A 14,711-nucleotide genomic window follows, 5' to 3' on the forward strand; every position below is an offset into this window, starting at 1 on the left:
ATTTATTGTCATTGAAACTAAACTTTGGAATAAACTATATTTATAATTATCAATTGATAACTTATAGACAAGTTTTTTGGTTCATAAATGGAATTATAAAGGAACCACATTAATAAATTATATATTTGTATTTATAACAAATAATATGTTTTTTATGAGAAATAATTTATTATGTGAATTATGGAATGAGTCATTATTTATATGAATTAGCCCAGTTAAAAGAAAATATTCTTTTTTTACAGGGACCTGTCGGCCCATTTTTTAAAAATGTTACAAAATGGTTACAAAATCAAGGATGTAAGGTCTATAAAATCAATTTAAATGGAGGCGATGAGTTTTTCTTTCCGCAGAATAGTATGTCTTTTTATGAACCAATTACCGAATTTCGTCAATTTTTAATAGATTATATTGAAAAATACAGTATTAGTGCAATTGTAGTTTTTGGTGATTGTCGTGCTTATCATAAAATAGCTAAGTCAATAGTTGATTCTAACTCCAATTTATCATTTTGGGTATTTGAAGAGGGCTACCTAAGACCTCACTATATTACATTTGAAAAAAATGGTGTGAACGGCTTTTCTCTTATTCCTAAAAATTATGATTTTTATAAAAATATTGAAATTACTTCTTTTGATGAAAACAAAGGAAAATCACACTTTTACTCAATGGTATATTATACCTGTGTTTATTATGTTTTAATGTTCTTAAAAAGACGCAAGTATTCAAATTATATACATCATAGAAATTCATCATTAGCTTTTTATGCATCTCATTGGGGATTAGCATTAATACGAAAGTTAAAAGCAAAATTAATTCAACCCAGATTAATAAAAAACCTGTTTAATAACAAATATAAACCATTTTATATTTTCCCATTGCAGTGTGATCAAGATTTTCAAATACAAGTTCACAGTAATTATCATTCAATGAGATCATATATTTTTAGAGTTATTCGATCATTCTCCAAGTTTGCCGATGATAAAAGCTATCTGTTAATTAAACATCACCCTATGGATGAAGGGTTTAATAATTATAATCATTTAATAAAAAAATTGTCTAAACGGTATGGTGTCAGTGAAAGAGTAATATATTTGCATGGCGTTCCTATGCCAGTTTTATTAAGAAACGCAAAAGGACTAGTTACAGTTAATAGTACTTGTGGGCTTTCTGCACTTATCCATGGATTACCAGTTAAAGTGTTAGGTAATGCTCATTATGATATTGAAAGGCTAACTTTCCAAAAAGAACTGGATCTTTTTTGGAATGAAGGGCAAAAACCTGACGCCGAGTTGTTTGAACGTTATCGAAGTTATTTATGCAGTAAATCCCAAATTAAGGGTTCTGTTTATTATCATGACTTTAATTTGAAAATAAACGATTAAAATGAGTAAATTAAGTAAACTTTTAAATAATCCTGGATTATTTTTTAGAGATTATTTCATAAATAGATATCCTTTATCATTGGATGAACAAGGTCATGATGTTTTTAATGAAGGTATTTTAGTAGCTAGTGATTTTAAAATATATAATATTGACGTAAATCAGAATACTGATGATGTTGATGCTGTCATCACTTGGGTTAATAACGAAGATCAAAACTGGCAAAAAAAATTAAGTTATTATAAAAATGATAAAATCAAGGACATCAATCCATTATCAATTGACAATGCCCGGTTTGAAAATCATGGCGAATTATATTATGTAATAAAAAGCATTGAACTTTACATGCCTTGGATAAAAACTATTTTTTTAGTTACAGATAACCAAATACCGCATTTTTCTCTGTCCAATAAAGTAGTAATTATTGATCATAGACAAATAATAGATGAAAAATATCTTCCCACTTTTAATTCACATGTTATTGAAGCCCACTTGCATAATATTCCAGAACTGTCGGAAAATTTCATTTATTTTAATGATGATGTTTTTGTTGCAAGAGCTCTACCCAAAACACATTTTCTAAGTGGAAATAATTTATCTTCTTTATTTTTAAACAGAAAAAATTTAGATGAAATGCTTAAAAAGGGTGTAAAAACGCCAACATTATTAGCTAGCTTGAATTGTCGGGAATTGCTATTGAAAAAGTATAATAAAAAAATTAGTAATCCATTGGTGCATACCTATGTTCCATTAAAGAAATCTTATTTCAAATTAGCGTGGTCGTTGTTTAGAAATGAAATTAATAACTTTTTACCTAATAGGTTTAGATATGATAATGATCTTAATTTGGCCACTTTTCTAGTTCCTTGGATGATGTATCTTGATGGTAAATCTAAATTATCACGTGATATTTGCTATCATTTTAATATTAGATCTGCATCATCCTTCAGTCATTATCATATGTTAAATACAAGAAAAAATGAAAATATATTACCCCATTCTTTCTGTGCTAATGATTTTATTTCCAACATTCAAAATCCATTTGATTATAAAGCTAATTTAATGGCTTTTCTAAAAAAATTTTACAGTTAATTATTGGTTATACTTAGATATGAAATATAAAGAGGTCTCATGAGAATTTTAGCTAAAACAAAAAAATTATTTCGTAATCCTTCACTTTTTATTGATGATTACAAAGCAAAAAGGAAAAAAATTGAGTTATCAAATAAAATTGATTTATCAAATATTTCTTTATTATTAGAAAAAAAGATAGAAACAACAGCGAAGGAAATGGAAAAGAAAGAGGAAAAGAAAGAGGAAAAGAAAAAGAAAGAGAAAGAGGAAAAGAAAGAGGAAAAGAAAAAGAAAGAGAAAGAGGAAAAGAAAGAGGAAAAGAAAGAGGAAAAGAAAAAGAAAGAGAAAGAGAAAGAGGAAAAGAAAGAGGAAAAGAAAAAGAAAGAGGAAAAGAAAGAGGCTAAAAAAGTGGAGAAAAAAGAAAAAAAGAAAGAAAAGAAAAAAAAGAACCCTGTGTATTTTCAAAGAGTGGCTACTTCTAAAAATGGACAATTATTTTATGAAAAACTTACTGAAATTTGTAAACTAATTAATATTCCGTTTATGACAGGTGCTACAGATGACGTTTGGATGAAAGGAATTCATATTGATTATGAAAATCTTTATGAGTTTATCAAAGTACTTCAATATTGGTTTTCAGAAAATAATTATTACCTCAAAGTCGATAACGAATATTTTTTAATTAAAAATATTACTTCCAAAGTTGACATTCCGAAACTTAAATATTTTGATCTTGTTCATGTTGAAAAAGAATATTCATCTGAATCTTATACAAACAAATATTATTCTCTTATAAGAGTTTCTTTTTGGAGTTTGCAAGCGAATTATTCAAACTTTCCACTTTACACTATCAAGGGAAATAACAAATATATAAGTAAACTAACACAGGATACATTTAGAGAATTTGTTGATAATAATAAAGACTTAGATGAATTTTTAAAAGTGCGATCATCAAATTATTCATTCCCAATTGATGCTGTTATTACTTGGGTTAATGGTGATGATCCTGAATGGAAGTTAGAAAAAGAATTTTACTCAAGTTTTCATTTAGTTGATAATAGTAATAATAATACTGAAAGTAGGGCTAATGAGGATGAACGATTCAGAAATAGAAATGAATTGAAATATTTATTGCGTTCAATCGAAATGTTTGCACCATTTATAAGAAAAATTTTTATTGTTACCTGTGGACAAACGCCTGAGTGGTTAAATACTGATAATGATAGAATAGTATTAGTTAATCATAATGAAATTTATAAAGATAAAGAAGCTTTACCAGTTTTTAACTCAAGTAGCATAGAGACTCAACTTCATCACATTGAAGGTTTATCAGAGCATTTTATCTATTTTAACGATGATTTTATGCTTACAGATTTTTGTGTACCCAATGACTTTTTCTTTGCTAATGGAATAATGAAATATTTTCCTTCAGATACAAGAGTATTTGAGAATGATATTGATGATTCTAGAGAAGAATATTTAATAGCGGATCGAAATGCAATTACTCTAATAAAGGAAGATTTTGGTAAATCAGGAAATGATGTTATGCTACATTGTCCATATCCTTCGAGAAAAAGTATTCTTTCTTTTTTAGAAGATAGATATGAATCTGAATTTGCTAAATGTGCAAAGGAACGATTTAGATCGAAAAATGATTTAAGACCGATTGCATTTATGCAATATCATTATGGTTTTCTTAAAGGATTAGCTATTCCAAGCTCTTTAACACATAGATATTTAGCTTTATACAAAGATACTATTGATAGACAATTCAATGGTGTTTTTGTAACTCGTAAATATAAAACCATATGTATTAATGATGTAGCAGTTCCTACTGAAAGACTTTCTGCAGTTAATGAACTAACTATCCAATTTTTAGAATCTTATTTTCCTTTCGAATCTTCATTCGAAAAGTAATTTTATAACAATATTAGGAGCTATAACATGAATCATGAGCAAAAAGTAATTCTTCGAAAACATAAAATATATACATATATGGGAACAAAGTTTGAAAAAAATGCTGAAGTTTCGTGTGAAGTTCCAATAAAAATTGGTGGAGAAATATCATTTAAAGGTTCAATAGGGGCTTATACTTACATAAGAAAAGGGTGTCGACTGTCTCCCGCATTAAAATCGATCGGACGTTATTGTTCTATAGCACCAGATGTAAAAATAGGAGATGGTAATCATCCTACAAATTGGCTTTCTACAAGCCCATTTCAATGGGGGGCTTTTCCAGTACCAATGGAAGAACCATTAGAGAATTCCCTTGTTTTTACGAAACCTAATAGAACAATTACGATTGGTAATGATGTTTGGATTGGCACAAATGTAACTATAACACCCAATGTAAAGATCGGTGATGGAGCTATCATTGCAGCAGGTGCTGTTGTAGTTAAAGATGTTGAGCCATATTCGATAGTAGGGGGTGTTCCGGCTAAATTGATTCGCTTTAGATTCAGCAATGAAATAATTGAAAGATTATTAAATCAGCAATGGTGGAGATTTGCTCCTAATATGCTCTCAAAAATTAGTTTTGATCGCCCTGAGTTAGCGGTTGAAGAAATTGATACTCTCATAAAGGATAAAAATATATTAGAAGATAAACCAAATATTATAAAAATTGGTGCTAATGGAATCATTCTATAAAGCATCAGTCTAAAAAAATATATATAATTGATATTAATCTAATAAATATCCTGAAAAGTGGAGCGTTACCAATTTTATACTGAGTTTTAATATTTAATTTTAAAACCGAAGAGTTAACGTTCAGATTTCATGCCTAAAAAAGTAATAAGCCTAATTAGGCCTAATTAGGCCTAAATAGAATTAAAATGCAGAATGCATTATGATAAGTTATATTTAACATAATATACATTATGCGAACCTATATAAATTTAGAAGTAGAGCGCTAAATCATGATGCTACAGGAAAATTTGTGGCATTATTGGCTTGAATCTCTTCAGTTAACTAGCGAGATTTGATCCTCGCCAAAAAAGTGGACAAAAGTCGCCTCTATGATATAAACAAAAATCATAGGAGACAAATATCATGGTCAAAAAATTTAGTATCGAATTCAAACAACAATCAGTGGATTATGCGTTATCTAATGCACACCTTTCTATCAGCGAACTTGCCAACCATCTAGGTGTGGGTAAATCAACCCTAGATAAATGGATTAGGCAACTTTCCCCGAATAAAACCAGCCGTCGAGAGTTAACGGCTGAGCAACAGCGGATTATGGTGTTAGAAAAAGAGATTAAAGAACTGAAAATGGCCAATGATATACTAAAAAAGGCGCATGTGTACTTCATCAACAATCCAAGTCGGTGAAGTACGCTTATATGAAAAACCATTTAATCTGCTATCCCGTTACTCAGTTCATCAAGTTATTATGCTTGGTTAAAAAGAGCAAACAAATCAACCAAACTCAGCGAGTATATCCAAAAGCAGTATTGGTAACATAAAGGTGCGCCAAGTCTGCTTCATGATGCAAGAGAAGCGGGCTATTAACCGAAATAATAAACAATTCACCAAAAAAATCCCGCAAAAAAAAATTCAAATCAATGTCAATAAATCTCGCTAGTTAACTGAAGAGATTCAAGCCAATAATGCCACAAATTTTCCTGTAGCATCATGATTTAGCGCTCTACTTCTAAATTTATATAGGTTCGCATAATGTATATTATGTTAAATATAACTTATCATAATGCATTCTGCATTTTAATTCTATTTAGGCCTAATTAGGCCTAATTAGGCTTATTACTTTTTTAGGCATGAAATCTGAACGTTAACTCTTCGGTTTTAAAATTAAATATTAAAACCCAGTTACTTCTATTCAATTATTATGGTGTTGTTGAGTGTTACTCTCAGAATTTTTAAATTATTATTTGCATGGTTTGAGTATCACTAAAACAATTGCTGATCTTTAAAATGCATTTTATAAAATAGAAATTTAACTTTTGACCATTAAAATAATATCACTACCTGGTAATGGCATTTTTAATATTTATTATTTTATTTTGCCCCAAACCTGCATTTCGCATTTGAACAAATTTCCCTTGATCGATTTATGATTATTTCATATAAGATTAAAAAATTTTGTTTTTTTCATAAAATCTGACTTTTTTGTAAATAAAAAAATAATATCTAACTATTCTATGTTTTTTATTATAGAATATACTGTTTTTATCAACTAATGGATTAATACTTTTAGAAAGATGCAAACTAAATATAAGTCATTACGATCAAAAAGTTATTCTGTTCCGTGTGAATTGTGCAGTGTTGGATCACTATGTATCCCGATGTTACTTAATAATACCCTACATACAGTTTTAGATCGAAAAAAGTCTTATATAAAAGATGAGATCTTAATTCACGAAAACACATTCTTCACCAAATTATTTATCATCCATTCAGGCGCATTAAAAACCTATGTCACTACATCTGATGGTAATGAACAGATTAATGGTTTCTATCTACCAGGAGATATTGTTGGGTTAGATTCTATCTCAACTAAAGTTTATAACTATACAGTTAAAGCATTAAATAATGTTGCTATATGTGAACTCGATTATGATGAATTGATGTCTTTGGTTGATACAAATAAAAGTGTAAGGGATATGATTTTTAAATTATTAAGCAGTGATATATATAACTATCAAAAATTAGTTTTATGTTATTCACAAAAAAAGGCCGATGAACGTCTAGCTTATTTTATTTACTCCCTTTATAAACGTTATGAAAAACGTGGTCATACATCATTAAACATTAAATTATCTATGAGCAGAACTGACATTGCTAATTATCTAGGATTAACAATTGAAACTGTTAGCCGAATTTTAACTAAATTTCAAGAAATTGATGTTTTATCTGTAAAAGGAAAATATATCTTTATCAAAAATTTAAATGCTTTAATTGTTTTGGGAAAGTAATTTATTTCATGATAAAATATTAAATAAGTTAATTCTAAGGTTAATCAAATATGATAAGTTTAAAGAAAACTCTTATTGTTGCAACTATCGCTGCAAGCCCTATTAGCTCTTTTGCAGCTCAACAATTAAATGAAGAACAAGCAAAGGACCTGCAATCTTTTAAACAAATTACTGTTCGAGGTGCTTTTTATACCGATAATGATTATGTTATGGCTATGTCGAGAGCAGCTGATAAAGAAGGGGCTTCTGCATTTTATATAACTACTACTAACATCAGTCCATCTAATGATACATTGCGTATTGTTTATGCTAAATTATATAAATCAGATGCACCAAAGGCTGTTGAAGTAGCAGAGAATTTTCGTAAATTCGAAGGTGTATTTGAATATCCAAAATCTAAGGCAATTCGGTTAGAACCTTTCAATATTGTACGTATACGTGGATATTTCCCTAGTGAAATTGATTTAAATCAAGCTGTTGCAAAAGAAGCTTTAGCAAAAGGTGCCTACGCTTTTTACATTGATTCACGTTCCGAATTAGGAAGCAACATCCAAGTTGCAGCTTATTTATTTAAAAAAGATGCCCCAGAGCGTAAACTTCAACCAGAAAACGCCATACCTTATGATTCTGAAGCTGGCCAACTTGCACTTGCACAAGGTGGTGAAGCGGCGATGCAAGTTGAAAAACCTGGTTATTATTCACCATCTGCATTTAATGAAAAATTTTATGCTGACAAATTTAATAATAAAGTAAAAGTAATAGATCAATCAACCACGAAGACGGCACAAACAAAAGTAACTGAAACTGCTTCAGCTGATGCAACTCCTGCAGTTGTGACCGAACCACAACGTTTAACACGTTACACTGTAACGCTTCCTGACGGGAGAAAAATTCAAGAATTGAATGATGCTACAGCTGCAAAAATGATTGCTTTTGATACTATTAAATTCCGAGGGTATTATGTAACTGATCATGAAATTTCTTATCAAGCAGGTAAAAGAGCCATTGAAAATGGAGCTAAATATTATCATATTGCTCGAGTTGCTCATGATACTAAAGGACCTAATATCACTGTATTTGTAGATCTTTATAAGTAGTTTTTTCGAAGATGGGCGTATTTCACGCCCTACTTTCTTTTTTAATTTTCTTCTTATTATTTCATATTCTAATTTTCAAATCTGAAATGATCATCCTAATATTTATAATTCAGATTTTACAAGTTCGATCTGCTGTTTGACTCGTTTGGGTGAAATTGGATAAGGGGTTCCTAATTGTTGAGCAAATAGATTCACTCTTAACTCTTCAATCATCCAACGTATATTAATGACAATATCTTTAGATCTAACAATTTGTGGTAAGCTGTTAACCCATTTTTCATATTGACTTTCAACTTCCTCTATAATATTCATCGATTGTCTATCTTTCATTACATTACCCATAAGTTTTTCAATTCTTTTTTCAATTGCTAGTAAATAACGATAGATATCAGCAAGTCGTTTATAACCCGAATCAGCAACAAAACCTTTATAAACTAAATTACTAAGTTGCCTTTTTATGTCTGACAGCGCAAAAGCTAATGATAGATCAACTCGACCTTTTAATTTTTTGTTAATGTTATAGTGTAAAGTCAAAATAGTTTCTACCTGTTTGGCAATATCTATAACCGTTTCATTAATATTCATTTTGGTATAATCAAGCAATTTCTGATACTGAACTTGATTTTGAATATTTTGATTATATTTATCTATTAATTCATCAACTGCACAAGCAATACAATCATCAATCAACATTAATACAGTACCAAAAGAGTTGAAATAAAGTCCTAATTTGGATTTATTTGGTAATTTTTCATGTAAATATTTGATTGGTGAAGGAATATTCAGCATTAACAAACGTCTAAGCCCCAATTTATTTAATTTTTGTTGTTCCTCTTGATTCTCAACTAATTCGATACTGACTGAATTTTGATGATCGATGAGTGCAGGATAAGCTTTAACCGTATAATTTTTCTGTTTTTCTTCATAAGTTGTAGGTAATGTACCAAAATTCCAATCAGTTATATTACTTTGCTCAATGGATACTATTTTTTTTGTTGTTAACTCAGATAAAGCTTTTTGAACTTCATTTTTTAACTGTTCTTTCAATAAGATTAAATCTTTGCCTGATGCAATTTCTTCATTATTGCTATTAATAATGCTAAATGTCATTTTTAAATAATCGGGAACCTGATCTAGTTGCCAATCTTCAGATGTGATTTTTACTCCAGTCATTTTACGAAATTCGTTTTCTAAACTTTCAAGAATTGGTTGGTCTGTTGTTTTTATTCTCTCTAAAAATGCTTCTGCATAATTCGGTGCAGGAACAAGATTACGACGTAATGACTTTGGTAATGATTTAATTAAGGCAATAATTAAATCTTTCCTAAAACCAGGAACTTGCCAATCAAATCCTATATTTTTTATTTGATTAAGTAAATCAAGAGGGATTTTAATTGTGACACCGTCACGGTTATGACCTATATCAAATTGATACTTTAATGCTAATTTAAAATTATCTTGATACCAGAAATCAGGGAAATCATTTAGATTAATCAGTTGTGCTGATTGTTTGATCAACATCTCCTTATCAATATTAAGATAATCAGGTTGAGTTTTTTGCTTTTGTTTCCACCAATTATCAAAATGTTTTGCAGAAATAACTGAATCATCAATACGTTTATTATAGAATTCGTAAAGCTCATCGTCGTCAATTAAAATATCTTGGCGACGAGATTTATGTTCAAGATCTTCAACTTCCTTGATTAATTTTTTATTTTGTTTATAAAATTTGTGATTAGTTAACCAATCTCCTTCAACTAATGCGTGCCTGATAAATAAAGAACGACTTAAAACTGGATCAATTTTGCTATAATTAACTATTCGGCTTGCAACAATTGGTAAACCAAACAATGTTACTTTTTCGTTGGCTATTGTGGTACCCTGCTTTTTAGACCATCTTGGTTCGCTATAGCTATATTTAATTAAATGTTTTGCTATTGGCTCGATCCATTCAGCTTCAATTTTTCCGGCTGTTCTCCCCCATAATCGACTCGTTTCGACCAGTTCACTAACAATACACCATTTAGGTTGACTTTTAAAAAGTGCAGAATTTGGAAAAATTGCAAACTTAATATTACGCGCACCAATATATTCACGTTTTTCAATTTCTTTCATACCAATATGAGATAATAAACCACTCAATAAAGAAGTATGTAAGGAAATATAATCTGCAGCTTTACTGTTTATCGGAAAAGCTAATTGTTTGATGGTTTGTCTGATTTGAGTATAAATATCTTGCCATTCCCTAATACGAAGATAATTTAAAAATTCTTTTTGACATAATCTTCTAAATTGATTTCCAGATAAAAGTTCTTGTTGCTCTTTGATGTAATTCCATAAATTAATTAAAGATAAAAAGTCTGATTCTTTATCTGCAAAACGGCGATGTTTTTCATCAGAAGCTTGTTGCTTATCAAATGGTCTTTCTCTAGGATCTTGAATAGACAAAGCCGCTGTAATGATCATTATTTCTTTCGTACAACCCAATCGCCTTGCTTCTACTAACATTCTGGCCAATCTTGGATCAATAGGTAATTGAGCTAAAATTTTACCTGTTTCAGTTAAATGATACTGATGATGCTTAATGTATATTGCACCAAGCTCTTCTAATAATCGAATACCATCACGAATATATCTCGAGTCAGGTGCTTCGACAAAAGGAAAAGCAGCAATATTACCCAAACCTAATGAAGTCATTTGTAAAATTACCGAAGCTAAATTAGTTCGTAATATTTCGGGATCAGTAAATTCTGGTCGTGATAAAAAATCCTTTTCATCATATAAACGAATACATATACCATCCGACGTACGACCACAACGACCTTTTCGTTGATTAGCCGAAGCTTGAGATATCGGTTCAATTGGTAATCGCTGGACTTTTGTTCGATAGCTATAACGACTAATTCTAGCTAAACCAGGATCGATTACATATTTAATTCCTGGCACGGTTAATGATGTTTCTGCGACATTAGTTGCAAGAATAATTCGACGTTTAGAATGAGATTGAAATATGCGATTTTGTTCTGTTGCAGATAATCTAGCATATAAAGGTAAAATATCGGTATGTCGTAATTCTAATTTATTAAGTATATCGGCAACATCACGAATTTCCCGTTCACCAGTTAAAAATATCAATATGTCACCAAAGCTTTCTGCTGAGAGTTCCTCAATAGCGTCAATAATAGGTTGGAAATCACTATTTATATCATCTTCCTCATTGAGGATTGGCGGACGATATCTCACTTCTACAGGATAAGTTCGTCCAGAAACTTCAATTATTGGCGCTTGATTAAAGTGATTAGAAAATCGTTCTACATCAATGGTTGCTGATGTGATTATTACTTTTAAATCGGGGCGTTTAGGTAATAACTGTTTTAGATAACCTAAAATAAAGTCAATATTTAAACTACGTTCATGAGCTTCATCAATAATAATTGTGTCATATTGTAACAACAACTTATCTTTTTGGATTTCAGCAAGTAATATGCCATCGGTCATTAATTTTATTAGTGTTGTTTCACTCACATGGTCTGAAAATCTAACTTTATAACCAACTAACTGCCCTATTTCTGTTTTTAATTCTTCTGCAATACGATTTGCAACAGAACGAGCAGCTAATCTTCTTGGTTGGGTATGACCAATATATCCTTTAACCCCTAAACCTAGCTCTAAACAAATCTTCGGAATTTGTGTCGTTTTACCTGACCCCGTTTCACCTGCAATAATGACAACTTGATGGTTTTTTATAGCATCATAAATCGCCTGTTTCTTTTCAGCTACAGGTAAATTGTCAGGATAATGGATTTTATTTGGTAATGACAATACTCGAGCTTGGTAATGCTGGTTAGCTGCTTGTATAGCCAAATTAATATCATTCTCAAGATGATCTTTTTTAGCCAGTTTTATTATTTTATGTTTATCTAAGAAAGTCGTTGATTGTAAATCTTTTAGTTGCTGTTGAGATAACATAGAGAGTAAAATGCTCTGTCAATAATCCAAATTGTGATCAATTATAGCAAATTAAACCTCTCATTAGGAGTTCAAATGAAAAAAACAATTTTTATCTTGCCTTTAATTACTGCAACGTTTGCTATTTCTGGTTGTAATAAATCAAACAATGTTAAAGATACCGATCTTATGCATCACCACTTTGTGCTAGTAAAGGCTAATGGACAAGAACTCGCATCTGATAAGTATGTAGAATTAGAATTCGGTGAAAATATGACAATAACAGGAAAAATGTGCAATTTATTTTCTGGCAAAGTGACATTAAATAATAATATTATTAAAGGTGATGGTTTAGCCATGACTAAAATGGTCTGCCCTGAGGGTGAACTGGGTAAATTAGATGCTATTATTGAGGATTTAATTGTTAAAGGTGCAAAGATTGAATTAACAAAGGATCAATTAATTCTAAAGAATGAAGATAACGAACTTACTTATAAACTTAGGGAGTTAATGTGATTAAAACGTGGGTATTTCCTCAAACTTTTTGACAGAGATTTATATTAATTAGATGTTTTTTAGTTACTAATTGAGACAATTTTATTACAAAAAGCTTTATTTTAAATGTAGTTAAGAATATAATGGCTTCAGTTTTGTAGATGTCCAAGCTTTAATGAAAATGACTAATTCTTCAAATATTTTATTTAAGTTATGTAACTATTTTGTAGTTACTCATCTCTCTATATACCAATCTAATCAATCATCAGACATTGGTTTTTTTTGCGAAAAAGATTATTTAAATTTTAAACATTAACTTTAACAACTAGTAGAAAATATTATGAAAAAGACAAAAATAGTTTGTACCATAGGTCCTAAATCTGAATCAAAAGAGATGCTAGCCAAATTATTAAACGCAGGAATGAACGTTATGCGTTTAAATTTTTCTCATGGTGATTATGAAGAGCATGGTAATAGAATAAAAAATTTACGAGAAGTAATGCAAGAAACTGGCTTAAAAGCTGCAATCATGCTAGATACCAAAGGTCCTGAAATTCGTACTATCAAATTAGAAGGCGGAAACGACGTTTCATTAGTAGCTGGTCAAACTTTCACTTTTACCACTGATAAAAATGTTGTCGGTAATTCTGAACGTGTTGCGGTAACCTATGATGGCTTTGCACATGATCTAAAACCAGGTAATCGCGTGCTAGTTGATGACGGCTTAATTGCTATGGATGTTAAAGAAATTAAAGGTAATGAGGTTATCTGTACAGTTTTAAATAACGGTGACTTGGGTGAAAATAAAGGTATTAACTTACCAGGTGTTTCAATTAAATTACCAGCTCTAGCTGAAAAAGATAAAAATGATCTTATCTTTGGTTGCGAACAAGGTGTTGACTTTATTGCGGCTTCATTTATTCGTAAACGTTCAGATGTTGAAGATATCCGTGCTCACTTAAAAGCTCATGGTGGTGAAGATATTAAAATTATTTCTAAAATTGAAAACCAAGAAGGTTTAGATAATTTTGACGAAATATTAGAAGCATCAGATGGTATTATGGTTGCTCGTGGTGATTTAGGTGTTGAAATTGCAGTTGAAGAAGTCATCTTTGCTCAAAAAATGATGATTAAAAAATGTAATCGAGCATCAAAACCAGTTATTACCGCTACACAAATGCTTGACTCAATGATAAAAAATCCTCGCCCTACTCGTGCTGAGGCGGGTGATGTAGCTAACGCAATCATTGATGGAACTGATGCTGTGATGTTATCAGGCGAAAGTGCTAAAGGTAAATACCCACTTGAAACGGTGAATGTCATGGCAACTATTTGTAAACGTACAGATAGTACTATTCCTGCTTCACTTGAACTTACCGCTAAAGAAGAAAAATTACGAATTACAGCAGCAGTTTGTTGTGGTGCAGTTGAAATTGCAGAACGACTCAATGTTCCATTGATTGTTGTTGCAACTCGCAGTGGCAAATCTGCACGTGAAGTACGTCATTATTTCCCTAAAGCGCGTATTTTAGCATTATCATCAAGTCAAAAAACTGTTAATCAATTAGCATTGTCTAAAGGTGTAGAGCCTATTTTAATTGATGCAATTAACTCTACTGATGATTTTTACCGTTTAGGTAAAGAAATGGCAGTTAAACATTGCGGTTTAAACCAAGGTGATACAATTGTGATGGTATCAGGAGCATTAGTTCCAAGCGGAACAACCAACACAACTTCAGTTCATAGAATTTAATTAATTCTAATATCGTTAATTAAATATAAA

Annotated in this window: 9 protein-coding genes and 2 pseudogenes; 10 read left to right on the top strand and 1 reads right to left on the bottom strand. The window is 30.5% G+C overall.

Annotation, left to right across the window (positions count from 1 at the left end; all coding sequences use genetic code 11):
• Positions 1-185 precede the first annotated feature (185 nt).
• From GAPWK_RS07260 to GAPWK_RS15595, 8 genes and pseudogenes are all read left to right on the top strand, one after another.
• Positions 186-1,382, top strand: coding sequence for a capsule biosynthesis protein (locus GAPWK_RS07260; protein ID WP_025315584.1), 1,197 nt, complete (start codon positions 186-188; stop codon positions 1,380-1,382).
• A 1-nt stretch (position 1,383) separates the two neighbouring features.
• On the top strand, positions 1,384-2,472 hold the full coding sequence (locus GAPWK_RS07265; RefSeq protein ID WP_025315585.1) for a Stealth CR1 domain-containing protein: 1,089 nt from the start codon (positions 1,384-1,386) through the stop codon (positions 2,470-2,472).
• A 39-nt stretch (positions 2,473-2,511) separates the two neighbouring features.
• Complete coding sequence (locus GAPWK_RS14235; RefSeq protein WP_025315586.1) at positions 2,512-4,371, top strand: stealth family protein; 1,860 nt, start codon at positions 2,512-2,514, stop codon at positions 4,369-4,371.
• Positions 4,372-4,398: 27 nt separating this feature from the next.
• Complete coding sequence (locus GAPWK_RS07280) at positions 4,399-5,103, top strand: CatB-related O-acetyltransferase (RefSeq protein ID WP_025315587.1); 705 nt, start codon at positions 4,399-4,401, stop codon at positions 5,101-5,103.
• 402 nt (positions 5,104-5,505) lie between these two features.
• Complete coding sequence (locus GAPWK_RS07285) at positions 5,506-5,787, top strand: IS3 family transposase (protein WP_025315588.1); 282 nt, start codon at positions 5,506-5,508, stop codon at positions 5,785-5,787.
• A 971-nt stretch (positions 5,788-6,758) separates the two neighbouring features.
• Positions 6,759-7,388 (top strand): cyclic nucleotide-binding domain-containing protein, encoded by a 630-nt coding sequence (locus GAPWK_RS07290; RefSeq protein ID WP_051516252.1) that lies wholly within the window; start codon positions 6,759-6,761, stop codon positions 7,386-7,388.
• Between the two features lie 50 nt (positions 7,389-7,438).
• Positions 7,439-7,951 (top strand): annotated as a pseudogene (locus GAPWK_RS15590) (YdgH/BhsA/McbA-like domain containing protein); the annotation flags it as partial.
• A 45-nt stretch (positions 7,952-7,996) separates the two neighbouring features.
• A pseudogene (locus tag GAPWK_RS15595) lies at positions 7,997-8,485 on the top strand (YdgH/BhsA/McbA-like domain containing protein); the annotation flags it as partial.
• Between the two features lie 102 nt (positions 8,486-8,587).
• On the opposite strand, the gene hrpA reads toward GAPWK_RS15595, so the two are convergent.
• On the bottom strand, positions 8,588-12,454 hold the full coding sequence (gene hrpA, locus GAPWK_RS07300; protein ID WP_051516254.1) for an ATP-dependent RNA helicase HrpA: 3,867 nt from the start codon (positions 12,452-12,454) through the stop codon (positions 8,588-8,590).
• Between the two features lie 75 nt (positions 12,455-12,529).
• Here hrpA and GAPWK_RS07305 point away from each other — a divergent pair, with 75 nt between their 5' ends.
• Together GAPWK_RS07305 and pykF are read left to right on the top strand one after the other, a co-directional pair.
• Positions 12,530-12,949: an META domain-containing protein gene (locus GAPWK_RS07305; RefSeq protein ID WP_025315591.1), complete on the top strand. Its 420-nt coding sequence runs from the start codon at positions 12,530-12,532 to the stop codon at positions 12,947-12,949.
• 319 nt (positions 12,950-13,268) lie between these two features.
• Positions 13,269-14,681 carry a pyruvate kinase PykF gene (pykF, locus tag GAPWK_RS07310; protein WP_025315592.1) on the top strand — a complete coding sequence of 471 codons (1,413 nt, stop codon included), beginning with the start codon at positions 13,269-13,271 and terminating at the stop codon, positions 14,679-14,681.
• Positions 14,682-14,711: the final 30 nt, after the last annotated feature.

Source organism: Gilliamella apicola (genome assembly GCF_000599985.1).
Taxonomy (GTDB): domain Bacteria; phylum Pseudomonadota; class Gammaproteobacteria; order Enterobacterales; family Orbaceae; genus Gilliamella; species Gilliamella apicola.